The 15,631-nt window shown below is 74.3% G+C and carries 16 protein-coding genes; 9 read left to right on the top strand and 7 right to left on the bottom strand.

Going from position 1 to position 15,631, the window contains the following annotated elements; all coding sequences use genetic code 11:
• Positions 1–89: 89 nt before the first annotated feature.
• Positions 90–938: a hypothetical protein gene (locus ACQPYX_RS21955; RefSeq protein ID WP_433799396.1), complete on the top strand. Its 849-nt coding sequence runs from the start codon at positions 90–92 to the stop codon at positions 936–938.
• On the opposite strand, the gene ACQPYX_RS21950 is transcribed toward ACQPYX_RS21955, so the two are convergent.
• Positions 919–1,575: a GNAT family N-acetyltransferase gene (locus ACQPYX_RS21950; RefSeq protein ID WP_433799395.1), complete on the bottom strand. Its 657-nt coding sequence runs from the start codon at positions 1,573–1,575 to the stop codon at positions 919–921. The two genes, ACQPYX_RS21955 and ACQPYX_RS21950, sit on opposite strands and share 20 nt — an antisense overlap.
• A gap of 63 nt (positions 1,576–1,638) precedes the next feature.
• Between ACQPYX_RS21950 and coaD the strand changes: the two genes are divergently transcribed.
• The 6 genes from coaD (at position 1,639) to mutM (ending at position 5,435) form a co-directional block, all read left to right on the top strand.
• Entirely contained in the window at positions 1,639–2,115 is a 477-nt protein-coding gene (gene coaD, locus ACQPYX_RS21945; protein ID WP_433799394.1) for a pantetheine-phosphate adenylyltransferase, read from the top strand.
• An 89-nt stretch (positions 2,116–2,204) separates the two neighbouring features.
• Positions 2,205–2,897, top strand: coding sequence for a DivIVA domain-containing protein (locus ACQPYX_RS21940; RefSeq protein WP_433799393.1), 693 nt, complete (start codon positions 2,205–2,207; stop codon positions 2,895–2,897).
• A gap of 165 nt (positions 2,898–3,062) precedes the next feature.
• The gene (locus ACQPYX_RS21935) at positions 3,063–3,638 is read left to right on the top strand and encodes a YceD family protein (RefSeq protein WP_433799392.1); all 576 of its coding nucleotides are present in this window, start codon (positions 3,063–3,065) and stop codon (positions 3,636–3,638) included.
• Positions 3,639–3,652: 14 nt separating this feature from the next.
• Positions 3,653–3,835, top strand: coding sequence for a 50S ribosomal protein L32 (gene rpmF / locus ACQPYX_RS21930; protein ID WP_179794247.1), 183 nt, complete (start codon positions 3,653–3,655; stop codon positions 3,833–3,835).
• A 5-nt stretch (positions 3,836–3,840) separates the two neighbouring features.
• On the top strand, positions 3,841–4,563 hold the full coding sequence (gene rnc, locus ACQPYX_RS21925) for a ribonuclease III (protein WP_433799391.1): 723 nt from the start codon (positions 3,841–3,843) through the stop codon (positions 4,561–4,563).
• A gap of 11 nt (positions 4,564–4,574) precedes the next feature.
• A complete protein-coding gene (mutM, locus tag ACQPYX_RS21920) occupies positions 4,575–5,435 on the top strand; it encodes a bifunctional DNA-formamidopyrimidine glycosylase/DNA-(apurinic or apyrimidinic site) lyase (RefSeq protein WP_433799390.1) in 861 nt (286 codons plus the stop codon).
• Between the two features lie 45 nt (positions 5,436–5,480).
• On the opposite strand, the gene ACQPYX_RS21915 is transcribed toward mutM, so the two are convergent.
• The 6 genes from ACQPYX_RS21915 to ACQPYX_RS21890 form a co-directional block, all read right to left on the bottom strand.
• Positions 5,481–6,356: a mechanosensitive ion channel family protein gene (locus tag ACQPYX_RS21915; RefSeq protein WP_433799389.1), complete on the bottom strand. Its 876-nt coding sequence runs from the start codon at positions 6,354–6,356 to the stop codon at positions 5,481–5,483.
• A 111-nt stretch (positions 6,357–6,467) separates the two neighbouring features.
• Positions 6,468–6,914 carry an SRPBCC family protein gene (locus tag ACQPYX_RS21910; protein WP_433799388.1) on the bottom strand — a complete coding sequence of 149 codons (447 nt, stop codon included), beginning with the start codon at positions 6,912–6,914 and terminating at the stop codon, positions 6,468–6,470.
• A gap of 42 nt (positions 6,915–6,956) precedes the next feature.
• The gene (locus ACQPYX_RS21905; RefSeq protein WP_433799387.1) at positions 6,957–8,207 is read right to left on the bottom strand and encodes an acyl-CoA dehydrogenase family protein; all 1,251 of its coding nucleotides are present in this window, start codon (positions 8,205–8,207) and stop codon (positions 6,957–6,959) included.
• The gene (locus ACQPYX_RS21900) at positions 8,204–9,142 is read right to left on the bottom strand and encodes a 3-hydroxyacyl-CoA dehydrogenase NAD-binding domain-containing protein (RefSeq protein WP_433799386.1); all 939 of its coding nucleotides are present in this window, start codon (positions 9,140–9,142) and stop codon (positions 8,204–8,206) included. Before ACQPYX_RS21900 ends, ACQPYX_RS21905 begins: the two co-directional genes overlap by 4 nt.
• On the bottom strand, positions 9,139–9,876 hold the full coding sequence (locus ACQPYX_RS21895) for an acetoacetate decarboxylase (protein ID WP_433799385.1): 738 nt from the start codon (positions 9,874–9,876) through the stop codon (positions 9,139–9,141). Before ACQPYX_RS21895 ends, ACQPYX_RS21900 begins: the two co-directional genes overlap by 4 nt.
• Positions 9,873–11,057 (bottom strand): CaiB/BaiF CoA transferase family protein, encoded by a 1,185-nt coding sequence (locus tag ACQPYX_RS21890; protein WP_433799384.1) that lies wholly within the window; start codon positions 11,055–11,057, stop codon positions 9,873–9,875. The genes ACQPYX_RS21895 and ACQPYX_RS21890 overlap by 4 nt, the downstream gene beginning before the upstream one ends.
• Before the next feature lie 57 nt (positions 11,058–11,114).
• Between ACQPYX_RS21890 and ACQPYX_RS21885 the strand changes: the two genes are divergently transcribed.
• A complete protein-coding gene (locus ACQPYX_RS21885) occupies positions 11,115–11,825 on the top strand; it encodes an IclR family transcriptional regulator domain-containing protein (RefSeq protein ID WP_433799383.1) in 711 nt (236 codons plus the stop codon).
• 32 nt (positions 11,826–11,857) lie between these two features.
• Complete coding sequence (smc, locus tag ACQPYX_RS21880; RefSeq protein WP_433799382.1) at positions 11,858–15,574, top strand: chromosome segregation protein SMC; 3,717 nt, start codon at positions 11,858–11,860, stop codon at positions 15,572–15,574.
• Positions 15,575–15,631 lie beyond the last annotated feature (57 nt).

Here is a 15,631-nt window from a genome sequence, read left to right as displayed (position 1 = left end):
TTTGCTGCCATGCGGGTGGGGCCGACGATGTGGCGTTGCTGTCACTGGGTGCCAGCAGTGACGCATTGCTTGCACCGGAAGGTGCACCGATGATCACGGGCGTGGACCTCGCGGACGTGACACAGGGCTGGGCCCCCGAACCGGTCACGACGACGGGCGGCACCTCCGCCTGGACCGTCGCGGCGGTGAGCGGGATGTTCGACCTCGACCCGGTGGCGGGCGACGGCGACCCGCTCCCGCCGATGTGGCACTGGTTCGGGTTCCTCGAGCACCCGCGCACCGACGAGCTCGGCGACGACGGCCACCCGCGGCACGGCCACTTCCTGCCCCCGATCCCGGACCGGCGCCGCATGATCGCGGGCGGCCGGTTGCAGGTCGGGAAGGCGATGCGGGTGGGGCGGACCTACACCCGCCGGTCGTCCCTGGTGAGCTCGCAGGTCAAGCACGGGCGGTCCGGCGACATGCTGCTGGTGACCGTGCGCACCGAGTTCCTCGACGGCGACGACGTGCTGGTCACCGAGGAGGCCGACGTCGTCTACCGCTCCCAGGCGCCCGGCCAGGCCCGGGGCATCACGGTCGACGAGCCGGACGCCGACCCGCCGACCCCGTCGGACGCGGCCGTCGCGCTCACCCCCGACGAGCGGCTGCTCTTCCGGTTCTCCGCGCTGACCTACAACACCCACCGCATCCACTACGACCAGCCCTACGTCACCGGCGTCGAGGGCTACCCCGGCCTCGTCGTGCACGGGCCGCTGCTCGCGCTGATGTGCCTGGAGATCCCGCGGCGGCAGGGCCGGTCGGTAGGGACCTTCGACTACCGGCTCTCGCGGCCGGCGTTCGCGGGGTCGCGGATCGTCGCCGACCGCACCGACGACCACGGCGGCGTCGCGGCGGGCGTCCCCGGCGCCCCGCCGTCGATCACGGCGACCCTGGGCTGATCGCCGCGAGGAACGGCTCCACGCCCTCGACGACGACGCCGTCGAGCCGGCGGCGTCGCCACAGCCCCGGTGTGACGGCGAGGTGGACCTCCGGCGTGCCGTCGGCGTGGCGGCGCCGGTCGGTCTCGCGGTAGCCGCAGCGCTGCGACACCCGCAGCGAGGCGCGGTTGTCGTCGGCCGCGGAGGTCACCGCGCGGGTCATCCCGAGGGCGCCGAACGCGAGCTCCAGGAGCATCAGGCGCACCCGCCGTCCGAGGCCGCGACCGTGCTCGGCGTGCGCGAGGAACGACGTCGTCCCGACCTCGCCCGGACGGTCCCCGGCGTCGAGCGTCGCGTGCCCGACGACCCGCCCGCCGTCGAGGACGGCGAAGGGCACCCGCCAGGCCCCACCCGCCGTCGGGAAGCGCCGCAGGGACCACGAGTGCTCGAGGAAGACACGGGCGGCGGCGTCGTCGCCCATCGGCCTCGTCAGGAAGTGCTCCTCGCCAGGGGCGAGGACGCCGGCCGGCTCGGCGACGAACGCGGCGATCTCGAGCAGTTCGACATCGGTGGGCGGGGTGAGGACGAGTCCCGCGTGCGCGACGCGGATCGCGAACCAGGGATAGAGCGCGGCCAGGTCGTCCCGGACGTAGTCCACGACCGGATCCTGCTATAACTCCCCGATCATGAGGCAGGAGACGGAGCGCAGCGGAGCTCGACCATGAAAGCCGTCTGCCCCGGATCGTTCGACCCCGTGACCCTCGGGCACGTCGACGTGGTGCGCCGCGCGGCGGCGATGTTCGACGAGGTGGTCGTCGCGGTGGCGGTCAACCCGAACAAGCAGGGCCTGTTCACCGTCGACGAGCGGCGGGACCTGCTGGGGGAGACCTTCGCCGACCTGCCGAACGTCTCGACGGCGGCGTTCTCCGGCCTGCTCGTCGACTGGTGCCGCGAGCAGGGCGTCGGCGTCATCGCCAAGGGTCTGCGCTCGGACACCGACTACGCCTACGAGCTACCGATGGCGCACATGAACCGGCACCTCACCGGCGTCGACACGGTGTTCCTGTCCGCCTCGCCGGAGCACACCTTCGTCTCCAGCTCGCTGGTCAAGGAGGTCGCCCGGGGCGGCGGCGACGTCTCGGCGTTCCTGACGACGGGGGTGCACGCGGCGCTGCTGGAGCGCCTCAGCCCTCGCTGAGACCGACACGCCCGGGACGCCGCAATGCGCCGGGCGGGCGAGTGCGCACCGCACACTGGCGGCCGGTCCAGACGCGGGAGGTGGCCGACGTGTACCGGGTGTTCGAGGCGCTCGACGAACTGGTGACCATCTGCGAGGAGGCGCGCGGCGTCCCCATGACGACGAGCTGCGTCGTCCCGCGCGGCGACGTCCTGGAGCTGCTCGACGACATCCGCGAGGCGATCCCGGGTGAGCTCGACGACGCCCAGGACGTGCTCGACCACCGCGACAAGCTCGTCGACGACGCGACCGAGGAGGCCGCGCAGACCAGCGAGGCGGCGCGCACCGAGGCCGACCGGCTGCTCGCCGAGGCCCGCGAGCAGGCCCAGCAGATGATCGCCGAGGCCGAGCACGAGGCCGAGCGGGTCGTGGCCCGCGGCCGCCGGGAGTACGCCGACCTCACCGACCGGGCCGCCGCGGAGGCCGACCGGATGACCGAGGCGGGCCGGCAGAGCTACGAGCGCGCCGTCACCGACGGGCGGGCCGAGCAGCAGCGTCTGGTCTCCGAGCACGAGGTCACGCTCGCGGCCCGCGACGAGGCCGCCCGCATCCTCGACCGCGCCGCCGACGACGCCCACCAGGCGCGCACCGACTGCGACCACTACGTCGAGACCTCGCTCGCCGAGTTCACCGACACGCTCGAGTCGGTGCTCGACACCGTGGGGCGCCACCGCCACCAGCTGCGCACCGGCCAGGTCGGCGCCGCCGCCGTCGAGCACGCGCCCGAGCGGGCGAGCGCGTAGCTCCGTCCGCCGGCCTCCCGTTCCGAACGAGCGGCACCCTCGCAGCATCTATGCGCGCGAGAGTGCCGTTCGTTCATCGGGGGAGGGCCCGCGTACCCTGGAGAACCGGGCCAGACCCGTCGTCGGGAACAGGTTCCGGCGCGCCGTGTGTTGGCCCCGATCGAGATGACTGAGAAGCACACCCCCAGCCCCGACGCGACGAGCCCGTGGGTCGTCGACGTCCTGCGCGAGCTCTCGCGCCGTCCCGGCACCATGAAGCCCTGGGTGCGCGACGTGCCCGCCCCGGCCGACTTCGGGCTCGAGGTGATCGGCGTGCCCGCGGGCGACCCGATCCACCTCGACCTGCGCCTCGAGTCGGTGATGGAGGGCGTCCTCGCGAGCGGCACGGTGAGCGCCGACGTCGTGGGCGAGTGCTCGCGGTGCCTCGGGGAGGTCACCGACCACGTCGAGGTCGACCTCACCGAGCTCTACGCCTACCCGCACTCGGTCACCGAGGAGACGACCGAGGAGGAGGACGTCGCCCGGATCGTGGACGAGAAGATCGACCTCGAGCCCGCCGTCCGCGATGCCGTCCTGCTCGAGCTCCCGAACGCCCCGCTGTGCAGCGACGACTGCCCCGGAGTGGCCTCGCCGGACGACGAGGCATGGGCCTTCGTACCCGCGGGGACCACTCGTGAGAGGATTGACCCTCGCTGGGCCGCCCTGCAGGAGCGTTTCGCCGGCGGCAGCACAGAGAACTGAGGAGTAGGAGCACCGTGGCCGTCCCCAAGCGCCGGATGTCGCGCGCCAACACCCACGCCCGTCGTTCGCAGTGGAAGGCGTCCGTGCCGACCCTCGTGGCGTGCCAGAACAAGGCCTGCGGCCAGCCCAAGCCGCCGCACGTCGCCTGCCCCACGTGCGGCCAGTACGCCGGCCGCCGGGCCGTCACCCCGGCCTGATCGCCATGGCCGCCACGGCGGCCGGTGCCACGGAACAGGACGGGTCGCCGGCCGAGCGGCTCAGCCGGGTGCTCGGGATCGAGGTCGATCCCGAGCTGCTCCGGCTCGCCCTGACGCACCGGTCGTACGCCTACGAGAAGGGCGGCCTGCCGACGAACGAGCGCCTGGAGTTCCTCGGGGACTCCGTGCTCGGTATCGCGGTCACCGAGCGGCTCTACCGGGAGCACCCGGAGCTGCCGGAGGGCCAGCTCGCCAAGCTGCGCGCCAGCGTGGTCAACATGCACGCCCTCGCGAGCGTCGCCCGTACGCTCGGACTCGGCGAGCTGATGTACCTGGGCCGCGGCGAGGAGATGACCGGTGGTCGCGACAAGGACTCGATCCTCGGCGACGCCGTCGAGGCGATCCTGGGTGCGGTGCACCTCGAGCACGGCATCGACGTGGCCCGCGAGCTCGTCGGGCGCCTGTTCGGCGACCTGCTCCACCAGGCCCCGCGCCTCGGCGCCGGCCTGGACTGGAAGACCAGCCTGCAGGAGCTGACGGCCGCCTCCGGCCGTGGTGTCCCGGAGTACCGGATCACCGAGGAGGGCCCCGACCACGCCAAGGAGTTCACCGCGACGGCCGTGGTGGCCGGCGAGGGCCTCGGCACCGGGATCGGGCGCACCAAGAAGGACGCCGAGCAGAAGGCCGCCCAGGCCGCCTACGAGGCGCTGAACGGGCCCGTCACGTAGTGGTCCGCTAGGTGCCGGAGCTGCCCGAGGTCGAGGTCGTCCGGCGCGGGGTCGCCGACCACGCGGTCGGCCGGACCGTCGCGTCGGTCGAGGTGCTGCACCCTCGTGCCGTCCGGCGGCAGGCCGGCGGGGCGGCGGAGCTCGCCGACCGCCTCGAGGGCCGCACGCTCGTCGCCGCCCGCCGACGCGGCAAGTTCCTCTGGGTCGACCTCGCCGACGACACCGCGCTGCTCGCCCACCTCGGCATGAGCGGTCAGCTGCTCGTCCAGCCCGCCGACCGGCCCGACGAGAAGCACCTCCGGGTCCGCCTCCGCTTCGCCGACGGCGGGGCCGAGCTGCGGTTCGTCGACCAGCGCACCTTCGGGGGCCTCACGGCCGTCGACACGGTGTCCTCGGACGGCGAGCGGGTGCCGGTGCCCGTCGCGCACATCGGGCGCGATCCGCTCGACCCGCACTTCGACCTCGAGACCGCGGTCGGCGCGTACCGACGGCGGCGCACCGAGCTCAAGCGCGCGCTGCTCGACCAGACGCTCGTCTCGGGGATCGGCAACATCTACGCCGACGAGGCCCTCTGGCGCGCGCGCCTGCACTCGCTGCGCCCGACCGCCCGGCTCAACCGGCCCGACGTCCGGACGGTGCTGACCGCCGCCCACGACGTGATGACCGAGTCGCTGGCCCAGGGCGGCACGTCGTTCGACGCGCTCTACGTCGACGTGCACGGCGACTCCGGGTACTTCTCGCGCGCGCTCGCCGTCTACGGCCGGGAGGACGAGCCGTGCCCGCGCTGCGGGACGGCGATCCGGCGCTCGGCGTTCATGAACCGGTCCTCGTTCTGGTGCCCGACCTGCCAGAAGGTGCCGCGACGCGCGTGAGCCCGCCGGGAGCGGTGCTCCCGACGGGCTCGTGGCCGGTCCGGCTCAGCGGCTCTGCGGCGTGATGGCGACGGTCGGCGCGGCCGGGTCGTCGGCGCGGACGGTGCCCGGGTCGTCCGGCGTCGCCGGCTGCGCACCGGTGTGGCCGTCCGCGACACGCGCGGCGTCGGCCTGGCCCCGCTGGTACCCGGTCTGCAGGTCCGCCCGGACCTGCTCGCGGTTCTCCTGGGCCTTGCGGTAACCCGAGTTGATCAGGTCGGCGGCGGCGTCGCGGCCACCCAGCCCGAACGCGAGGGCCGCGCCCAGCGCGAGGGCGCCGATCAGGGCGATGAACGTGGCGTTCACGATCACCTCGGCGATGCCGAGCTGGTTCAGGATCATGAAGACCGCGATGACCATGACGAGCGTCGGCGCGGCGGACCGCGCGACCCGCCCGGTCGGGGTGTCGCCCATCGTGCGGTGCACCAGCCCGCCGACGGCGGCGGCGATCGCGGCGGCGACCAGGAAGATCAGCAGCGCGGCGAGCACGTTCGGCAGGTAGGAGAGCACCAGGTTCACGAACCCGGTGACCGCGGGGATGTTCAGCGTCCCGACCGCGGAGACGATCACGAAGACGAGCAGGACCCACTGCACGACGAGGCCGACGAGCTTGGCCGGGCTGCCGTCGGGGCTGAACCGGGCGACGTACTCGCCGCCGGAGCCGTGGGTCAGGCGCTGGTCGAGACGCACGCGCTGGAGCAGCTTGGTGATCCCGGCGCGGATCAGCCGGGCGATGATGTAGCCGATGAGCAGGACCAGCAGGGCCCCGATCACGTTCGGCACGTAGTTCAGCAGCGTGGTGAAGGCGTTCTGCAGCGACTGCAGGGCGTTGAAGCCGCCCCCGCCGCCGGACGGTTCGGACTGGGTGGGTAGCGCGATCATGGCGATCTCCAGGTGTGGGTGGAGAGGGCCCGACGACTCGGGTGCTCGATCGAGAGGGCCGGTGACAGCACGACGCCGGCCCGCGCGGGGCGCGGGCCGGCGTCGGGGGACCTAGCGGGCGGAGCCGGACTCCATGAGCTGCTTGAACTCCTGGAGGGCCTTCTCGATCTTCTTCTGCGGGTCGGCGAAGAGCTTCGCGCCCAGGTCGCCCAGGGCCCCCGCGGGCGTCTCGACGTGGAGGCTGACCTCGACCCCGGTGGTGTCACCGTGGTTGTCGAAGCGCACGGCGCCCCCGGTCTCGACGTGGTTGTTGCTCTCCTCGAGCGACTTCCACGCGATCTTGCGGTCGGTCTCCTCGTCGATGATCTTCGCGTCCCACTCGATCTTCTTGCCGAGCGGGCCGTCGACCACCCAGTGCGTCACGTCGGCACTGCCGTCCTTGGGCTCCACGGAGTCCACGTCGTCCAGGATCTGCGGCAGGTGGGTCAGCGGCCGCCACCAGCGGTAGCACTCGGCGGCCGGCGCGTTGACCTCGAGGTAGTGCGTTGCGGTTGCCATAAAGGGTGATGGCCGCTGCACCCGTCCTCGCAAACGGCGCATTCAGCGCCGCGGCGCGTGCCCCACGAATGCACCGATCCCGGTGATCGAGCGGCCCACGACGAGGGTGTTGATCTCCTTGGTGCCCTCGTAGGAGTACAGCGCCTCGGCGTCGTTGAAGAACCGGGTCACCTTGTTCTCCAGCAGCACGCCGTTGCCGCCGAGGACCTCCCGGGCGCGCGCGACCGCCTCGCGCAGCGCGACCGTGCACTCGCGCTTGGCCAGCGCCGCCTGGTCGTCGCGGAAGTGGTCGGCGTCCTGGAGCTGCGCCACGCGGACGGCGAGGGCCAGCGAGGTCGACAGGCGCCCGAGGATCGTCACGAGGTGGTCCTGGACCAGCTGGAAGCCCGCGATCGGCTGCCCGAACTGGACGCGCTCGAGGGCGTAGTCGCGGGCGAGCTCGTAGACGCCCATCATCACGCCGACCGCGTTCCAGGCGACGCCGCCGCGGGTCACGCGCAGGACCCGGTTCGTGTCCTTGAACGAGTTCGCGTGCTGCAGCCGGTTCGCCTCGGGGACGCGGGCGCCCTCGAAGGTCAGGTCGGCGTTCTGCACGGTGCGCAGCGCGAGCTTGCCCTCCATCTTCGTCGCCGTGAAGCCGGGCGTGCCCTTCTCGACGACGAAGCCCTTCACCTCGCCGTCGTCGGTGTCCCGCGCCCAGACGACCACCAGGTCGGCGAAGGTCCCGTTGCCGATCCAGCGCTTGGCGCCGTCGAGGATCCACTCGTCGCCCTCGCGGCGGGCGGTCGTCTCCAGCCCGCCCGCGACGTCCGACCCGCCGTGCGGCTCGGAGAGCGCGAACGCGCCGATCTTCTCCATCCGCCGCAGCGCGGGCAGCCAGCGCTCCTTCTGCTCGTCGGACCCGCAGAGGTCGATCGAGGAGAGCGCGAGCCCGCCGTGCACGCCGAAGAAGGTGGCCATCGACGGGTCGACGCGCGAGAGCTCCATGCTGATCATCGAGGTGAGCAGCCGGGAGTGCGCGGGCCGGTCGGGCCAGTCCCGGGCCAGCCCGACGACGTCGAGCTCGGCGAAGGCGGGCAGCAGGTCGAACGGGAACTCGGTGGCGGCCCACTGCCGGTCGGCGATCGGCGCGATGCGCTCCTCGGCGAAGCGCCGGACCCGCGCGAGGATCTCCTGGTCCTCGGCGCTCAGCAGGTCGGCGTAGCCGTAGAAGTCGCCGGGCAGGGGCGGCAGGACGTCCTCGGGCGTCGCCGGCGTCGGGGCACCGGTGGTGATGTCGGTGGTGGTGCTCATCGGGACTCCTCGGTGCTCTCGCTGCTCTCGGTGGTCTCACGGCTGCGCAGGACGGCGACCTGGGCCCGGTCGCGGGTGGTGGCCAGGGCGTCGTAGTCGTCCCCGTAGGCGGCCTCGGTGCCCGTGACCAGGGCCTCGACCGTCTCGTCGTCGAGGGTGGGGTTGCCCAGGTCGGCCCAACGCCGGGTCATGCCCGGCCCGAGGTGGGTCAGCATGTGCCGCAGCCCGCCCGCACCGCCGCCGAGGTGGAACGACAGGAACGGCCCGCCGGTGGCCCAGCGCGGCCCGAGGGAGCCGGTGACGACGCGGTCGAGCTCGGCCGGCGTGACGACCCCACGGAGCACCAGGCTCACGGCCTCGCGGAACAAGGCCGACTGCAGGCGGTTCGCGACGAAGCCCGGGACCTCGAGGTGCTCGACCACCGGGTCCTTGCCGACGGTGCGCAGGAACGCCGCGGCCCGCTCGACGGTCTCCGGCGCGGTCGCCGCGCCCGCCACCAGCTCGACCAGGGGCAGCAGGTGCGGTGGGTTGAACGGGTGCGCGACGACGAGCCGCGCGGCCACGGCGGGGTCGAGCCCGGCGGCGATCTCGCTCGCGGGGATCCCGGAGGTGGAGGTCAGCAGGAGCGCGTCGGCGGGAGCCGCCGCCCCCGTCGTCGTGAAGATCTCCTGCTTGACCGCGAGCCGCTCCGGGCCCTGTTCCTGGACGATCTCCGCGTTCCCGACGGCGGGTGCGAGCTCGGCCTCGGTGCGGATGCGCCCGAGGAGCTCGTCGGGGTCGGCGCCGAGCGCGGGCGCGAAGGCCCGGACGCCGGCGCGGACGGCCTCGTCGAGGTCGGGGCGGGGGTCGGTGACGGTGACCTCGTGCCCGTGCACGGCGTGCAGCACGGTCCAGCTGACGCCGATCGTGCCGGCGCCGATCTCGGTGATCCTCATGCCTGCTCCAGGTAGTCGTGGACCGTGGTGAAGGGCGCGAGCGTGAGGTCGGTCAGCACGTGCGAGGCGGCGACCACCTCGAGCACGGGCAGGTCGGCCAGCGGGGCCATGACGTGGGCGTGCAGCTCGAGGCGGGCCGGGCCCTCCCAGGCCTCCTTCACGGTCAGGTCGGTGATCCGGGTGCGCTGCAGCACCGCGGAGGTCGGGCCGCCGCGACCGGGGGCGAGCGTCACGGCGAAGGTCGGGACGCCGACCTGGGCGCGGGCCTCGTCGGGATCGAGCGGCGTGTGCTTGTAGGCCGTGGTGGCGGTGGCGACCGGCAGGGAACCGACGTGCAGCTGCCCCACCAGCGTGCCCTGCTCGACCCACAGCCGCGGCGAGCCGAAGGCCTTCGGGTAGGCGCTCTGCTCGCGCCCGGCGAAGGTGGCCGGGGCGTTGTCGAGGTACATCGCGTGCAGGTACTCGCCCTGCTCGCCGTCGAACGCGCAGGTCAGGGCCTGGCCGCACTCGGTGTAGGGGCCGAACCCGTCGACGTCGCCCATGCGCATCACCTCGAAGCGCACCAGCGGTTCGACGACCGTCAGCGGTTCGGGCAGCGCGGCCCGGAACGCGTCGGGGTCGGTGCGGTAGACGACGTTGAGGTACTCGCGGTCGGTGAACCGGTGCGACCCGACGGGGAAGGCCGGGGCACAGAGCGGCGTGGTGCCGCGGCGGAGGATCTCGTCTCTGTTCACGCCGCGCCTCCCACCATCGCCTCGATCTGCTCCTCGGTCCGGCCGAGTTCCCGCAGCACGTCGGCGGTGTCGGCGCCCTGCCGCGGGGTCGGGGTGCGCATCCCGGCCGGGGTCCCCGAGAAGCGGACCGGGAACCCGATCGACCGGTAGCGGCCCTCGGTGGGGTGCTCCCGTTCGGTGAGCAGGCCGCCGTCGACGACGTAGGGGTCCTCGTGCGCGGTCTCCAGGTCGAGCACCGGGGCGAACGGGATCGAGTGCTCGCCGCAGAGCGTCGCCCACTCGTCGGTCGTGCGGGTCGGCGCGATCGCGGCGATCTCGCCGTAGAGCTCCTCCTGGTGGTGCGAGAGCTGCGTGCGGTCGACGAAGCGCTCGTCCGTGGCGAGGTCCTCCCGGCCCGCGGCGGCGAAGAAGTCGGCGATGTTCCGCGGGCTGTAGGGCAGGATGCAGGCCCACCCGTCCTTCGTCGCGACCGCTTCGTGCCCGGCCGCGAGCGACCGGTTGAAGCCGGTGCCCCCGTCGTCGGGGACGAAGGTGTGGCCCGAGAGGTGCTCGACGAGGGTGAAGGCGAGCATCGTGTCCGCCATCGGCACCTCGACCTCCTGGCCCTGCCCGGTGGCGCGCTGGTGGACCAGCGCGGCGAGGACCGAGTAGGCGATGGTGAGGGCACAGACCTTGTCGGCGAGCACCGTCGGCACGTAGCTCGGCGTGCCCGTGGCCCGGCGCACGATGTCGGTCATGCCCGACGCGGCCTGCACGATCTCGTCGTAGGCGGCGCGGTCGGCGAGCGCGGAGTCGGAGCGGAAGCCCTGGGCGCGGCAGGTGATGAGGCGCGGGTTGATCTCCGTGAGCTCGGCGTGCGAGACGCCGAGGCGGTCCAGGGCGCCGGGCCGCATGTTCGTGATGAGGATGTCGGCGCTCGCGACGAGGTCGCGGAAGGCGGCCTTCCCGTCGGCGGACTTCAGGTCGAGCGTCACCGACCGCTTGTTGCGGTTCACGTTGAGGGCCAGGTGCCCCATCCCGGGGTGCCGGGCGGGCGGGGCGAGGCGGGCGCTGTCGCCGCCCGGCGCCTCGACCTTGATGACGTCGGCCCCCAGGTCACCGAGGATCTGGGCCGCGTACGGCCCCATCACCACGGTGGCGAGGTCGATGACCCGGACACCCTCGAGCGCTGTCGTCGTCATGCCTCTGACGTTAGGCGTGCTAAGTATTCCTCCGCAATGTGAGATATGGTTACGCATATGGGTAACAAGCACCATCGGACGGTCGACCGGGTGGCCGAGCTGCTCGAGGCGGCCGTGGCGCGGCCGGGCGCGTCGTTGACCGAGCTCGCGCGGGCCGTCGACGCCCCGGTCTCGTCGGTGCAGAAGCTGGTCGACGGGCTCGTCGCCGTCGGCTACCTCGACGAGGACCGGCGGCGGTACACGCTCGGGCCGGCGCCGTCGGTGCTGTCCGTGCGGGCCGGGCGGCCGGCGGTGCCGGTGCGGCACGGGGTGCTGGCCGGGCTCTCGGAGCGCCTGGGGCTGCCGGTCCAGCTCGCGGTCCGGGTCGGGGACGACGCTGTCTGGGTCGACTGGGCGGGCGCCGACGAGGCCTTCGACTACGCGCTGTCCTCGCAGGTCCGCCGTCCGCTCGTCGACACCGCCGCCGGGCGGGTGCTGGTGGCGCACCTGGCGGCGGCGGCCCGTCAGGCGGTGGTGCGGGCGGCCCGGCCGGACGACCCGGCGGCGGGTCTGGCGCTGCTGGCGGACCTCGAGCGGATCCGGGCGACGGGCTGCGAGACCGGGCGCAGCGGGCGCCTGGTGCCCGACGCCGTCGCGGTGGCGGTGCCGGTGTGGTCGGAGGGGCAGGTGGTGGCCGCGGTGTCGGTGATCGACCGCTCGGGCGCGCTCGGGGACGGCGCCGACGAGGTCGCGGCGGTCCTGCGGGAGGCTGTCGGACCGGTCGCGTAGCTTGCCGGGCAGGTCGAGGAGGGGGTCGACGCGTGCACCTGAAGAGCCTGACGCTCAAGGGCTTCAAGTCCTTCGCGTCCTCGACCACCCTGCGCTTCGAGCCCGGCATCACGTGCGTGGTGGGGCCGAACGGGTCCGGCAAGTCGAACGTCGTCGACGCGATCAGCTGGGTGCTGGGCGAGCAGGGCGCGAAGGCGCTGCGCGGCGGGAAGATGGAGGACGTCATCTTCGCCGGCACCTCCGGGCGCGCCCCGCTGGGCCGGGCCGAGGTGACCCTGACGATCGACAACTCCGACGGCGCCCTGCCGATCGAGTACACCGAGGTGTCGATCACCCGGCGCGTCTTCCGCTCCGGTGCCGGGGAGTACGAGATCAACGGCAGCTCCTGCCGCCTGCTCGACGTGCAGGAGCTGCTCAGCGACTCCGGCATCGGACGTGAGCTGCACGTGCTGGTCGGCCAGGGGCAGCTCGACGCGATCCTGCAGTCGCGCCCGGAGGAGCGGCGCGCGTTCATCGAGGAGGCCGCGGGGGTCCTCAAGCACCGCAAGCGCAAGGAGAAGGCGCTCCGCAAGCTCGAGGCGATGGAGTCCAACCTCGCCCGCCTCGGCGACCTCACCACCGAGCTGCGCCGCCAGCTCAAGCCCCTGGGGCGGCAGGCCGAGATCGCCCGGCGCGCGCAGACCATCCAGGCCGACCTGCGCGACGCGCGGCTGCGCCTCGCCGCGGACGACCTCGTGACGCTGCGGGGCACGATCGCGCGGGACGCGGCCGACGAGGACGAGGCGCGGCGGCGCCGGGACGAGACCGAGCGGGCGCTGGCCGTCTCGTCGGAGGCGATGGAGGAGCTGGAGGCGGCCCTCGAGGTCGACGCCCCGGCCTACGAGCGGGCCCGGGAGGCGCACCACCGGCTCTCCTCGCTGGCCGAGCGGCTGCGCGGCACGGTCGCGCTCGCGGCCGAGCGGCACCGGCACCTCACGGGCGCCGAGGAGCCCGCCTCGGGGCCCGACCCCGACGAGCTCGAGCGGCAGGCGGACTCCGCCGCCGAGAACGAGGCCGCGCTCGCCGAGGAGGTCGCCCTCGCGCGGGAGACCCTCGAGGACGCCGCGGCCCGCCGCGAGGACGCCGAGGAGACGCTCGAGGCGGCCGACCGGCGTGTCGCCGCCGCCACGCGGGCGGCGGCCGACCGGCGGGAGGGCCTCGCCCGGCTCGCGGGCCAGGTGGAGACGCAGCGCGGCCGGGTGGCGGCGGCGATCGAGGAGCTCGAGACGCTGGCCGCGACGATCGGCGAGACGACGGCCCGGGCGGCCACCGCGCGGGCGGAGCTCGCGGAGGAGGAGGCCGCGTCGGACGGGGGCGACGCCGGTGGGCCGGGGGAGCCCGTCGCGGCGTCCGCGCCGTCCGAGGACGCGCCCGACCCCGAGGCGGCCTTCGACGCCGCGACCGAGCGCCACGAGCAGGTGCGGGCGGAGGTCGACCGCGCGGCCGCGGCCCACCGCGACGCCGAGCGGGACCGGGCGCACTGGAAGGCGCGGGTGGAGGCCCTGGAGCTGACCCTCACCCGTCGCGACGGCGTCGGCGAGCTGCTGGCCGGCGGTCGGGACGGGGTGCTCGGGTCGGTGGCGGCCCTGCTGCGGGTGGGGCCCGGGGACGAGACGGCGGTGACCGCGGCGCTGGGCCCGGTGGCCGACGCCGTGGTGGTCACGGGCGTGGACGCGGCGGCGGACGCGCTGGCCCACCTGCACGCGAGCGATGCGGGCCGGGCGGGCCTGCTGGTGGCGGGTCCGGGCGGTCCGTCGTCGGGTCCGCCGCCGGCCGGGGCCGTCTGGGCGGCCGATCTGGTCCGGGCGCCGGACGCCGTCGCCGGGGCGGTGGCGCGGCTGCTGGCCGGCGTGGTCGTGGTGGACGACCTGGCCGCGGCGCGGGCGCTGGTCGCCGCGCACCCGGAGCTCACCGCGGCCACCCGGGCCGGGGACGTGCTCGGCGGGGCCTGGGCGGTCGGCGGCCCGTCGGGCAACCGATCGATCCTGGAGATGCAGTCGGCCGCCGACGAGGCGGGGGACCGGCTCGCCGGGGCGGAGCGCGCCGAGAAGGCCGCGGGGGCCGCGCTGGAGGCGGCGCGGCAGGCCGAGGCGGCGGCGCGCGCCGAGGTCGGGGTCGCCCGGCAGGTGCGGGACGACGCCCGGCGGGCCGACACGGAGCGGCGGCGGGCGGCCGACGCGCGGCGGGCGCAGGACGAGGCCCGACGGGCCGAGCGGGCCCGTCGGCTGGGCGGACTGGCCGAGACCGTGCGCGGCGCGGAGGCCGAGCTCGCCCGCCTCACGGAGCGCCGCGCCACCGTCGAGGTCGCCCGCGAGGAGCGGCGCGCCGAGCTCGACGACCTCACCGAGCGCCTGGAGATGGCGACCGACCAGGCCGACACCGACGCGTCCGACGACGCCGACGGGAGCGACGTCGGCGCCCGCGACGCCGCCACGGCTGCGCTCAACGCCGCGCGGACGGCGGAGGTCGAGGGCCGGCTCGCGCTGCGGACCGCCGAGGAGCGCGCCCGGGCCGTGACCGGGCGGGCCGAGGCGCTGCGCCACCGCGCGCGGGCGGAGCGCGAGCAGCGGGAACGCGCCGCGACCCGTCGTCGGGAACGGGAGCGGCAGGCGGCCCTGCTCGACGAGATCCTCGAGCACGGGCGGGCGGGCCTCGACCGGATCGCCGGATCCGTCGCCGCGGCGGCCGAGGCGCGGGACCGGCTGGCCGCGGCGCGCCAGGCGCGCTCGGCCGAGCTGGACGGCGTGCGCGAGCGGACGCGCGGCCTGCAGCAGACCCTCGAGCGGCTCACCGACGCGGTGCACCGCGACGAGGTGCTGCGCGCCGAGCAGCGGACCCGGCTCGCGCAGCTCGAGGAGTCGATCGTCGAGCGGTTCGGGATCGGGCTGGACGACCTCGTGCGCGAGTACGGCCCGGAGGCCGGCATCCCGGCCAGCGAGGCCGAGGTCGCCGAGGTCACGGCCGCGCGGGAGCGCGGCGAGCAGGTCTCGATGCCGCCGCCCATGCCCTACGATCGGGCGGAGCAGCAGCGGCGCGCCACCCGGGCGGAGAAGGAGCTGGGCACGCTCGGCAAGGTCAACCCGCTGGCGCTCGAGGAGTACGCCGCGCTGGAGGAGCGCTACCGCTTCCTGTCGACCCAGCTCGAGGACGTGAAGGCCTCGAAGCGTGACCTCCTCTCCGTGGTGGCCGACGTCGACCAGCGCATCCTCGACGTGTTCGCCGAGGCGTTCGCCGACGTGGCGCGCGAGTTCGAGGTCGTGTTCCCGGTGCTGTTCCCCGGCGGCGACGGGCGGCTGATCCTCACCGACCCCGACGACCTCCTGACCACCGGCGTCGAGGTGGAGGCCCGGCCGCCCGGCAAGAAGGTCAAGCGGCTCTCGCTGCTCTCCGGCGGGGAGAAGTCGCTGACGGCCGTGGCGATGCTCGTCGCGATCTTCCGGGCCCGCCCCTCGCCCTTCTACGTGATGGACGAGGTGGAGGCGGCGCTCGACGACGCGAACCTGCGCCGCCTGATCTCGCTGCTCGACGACCTGCGGCGCACCTCGCAGCTGGTGATCATCACCCACCAGAAGCCGACCATGGAGATCGCCGACGCGCTCTACGGCGTGAGCATGCGCGGCGACGGCATCACGGCGGTGGTCTCCCAGCGGCTGCGCGGCGCCGACGCGCCGGGACCACTCGCCCGAGCGGACCCCTCGCCCGTGTCGTGACGCTGTGTCGCGCTATGATAGCGGTGCGTGATCAACACGTCACGCATCCGTGACCGA

Origin of the sequence: Actinomycetospora sp. CA-084318 (assembly GCF_050955885.1) — a bacterium.
Taxonomy (GTDB): domain Bacteria; phylum Actinomycetota; class Actinomycetes; order Mycobacteriales; family Pseudonocardiaceae; genus Actinomycetospora.
This window is presented reverse-complemented; position numbering and strand designations above follow the sequence as displayed.

Excerpts from the sequence above, each read along its gene's own strand:
- ACQPYX_RS21955 (WP_433799396.1), top strand. The coding sequence starts at position 90 with ATGATCACGGGCGTGGACCTCGCGGACGTGACACAGGGCTGGGCCCCC.
- coaD (WP_433799394.1), top strand. The coding sequence starts at position 1,639 with ATGAAAGCCGTCTGCCCCGGATCGTTCGACCCCGTGACCCTCGGGCAC.
- ACQPYX_RS21935 (WP_433799392.1), top strand. The coding sequence starts at position 3,063 with ATGACTGAGAAGCACACCCCCAGCCCCGACGCGACGAGCCCGTGGGTC.
- rnc (WP_433799391.1), top strand. The coding sequence starts at position 3,841 with ATGGCCGCCACGGCGGCCGGTGCCACGGAACAGGACGGGTCGCCGGCC.
- ACQPYX_RS21915 (WP_433799389.1), bottom strand. The coding sequence starts at position 6,356 with ATGATCGCGCTACCCACCCAGTCCGAACCGTCCGGCGGCGGGGGCGGC.
- ACQPYX_RS21910 (WP_433799388.1), bottom strand. The coding sequence starts at position 6,914 with ATGGCAACCGCAACGCACTACCTCGAGGTCAACGCGCCGGCCGCCGAG.
- ACQPYX_RS21905 (WP_433799387.1), bottom strand. The coding sequence starts at position 8,207 with ATGAGCACCACCACCGACATCACCACCGGTGCCCCGACGCCGGCGACG.
- ACQPYX_RS21900 (WP_433799386.1), bottom strand. The coding sequence starts at position 9,142 with ATGAGGATCACCGAGATCGGCGCCGGCACGATCGGCGTCAGCTGGACC.
- ACQPYX_RS21890 (WP_433799384.1), bottom strand. The coding sequence starts at position 11,057 with ATGACGACGACAGCGCTCGAGGGTGTCCGGGTCATCGACCTCGCCACC.
- ACQPYX_RS21885 (WP_433799383.1), top strand. The coding sequence starts at position 11,115 with ATGGGTAACAAGCACCATCGGACGGTCGACCGGGTGGCCGAGCTGCTC.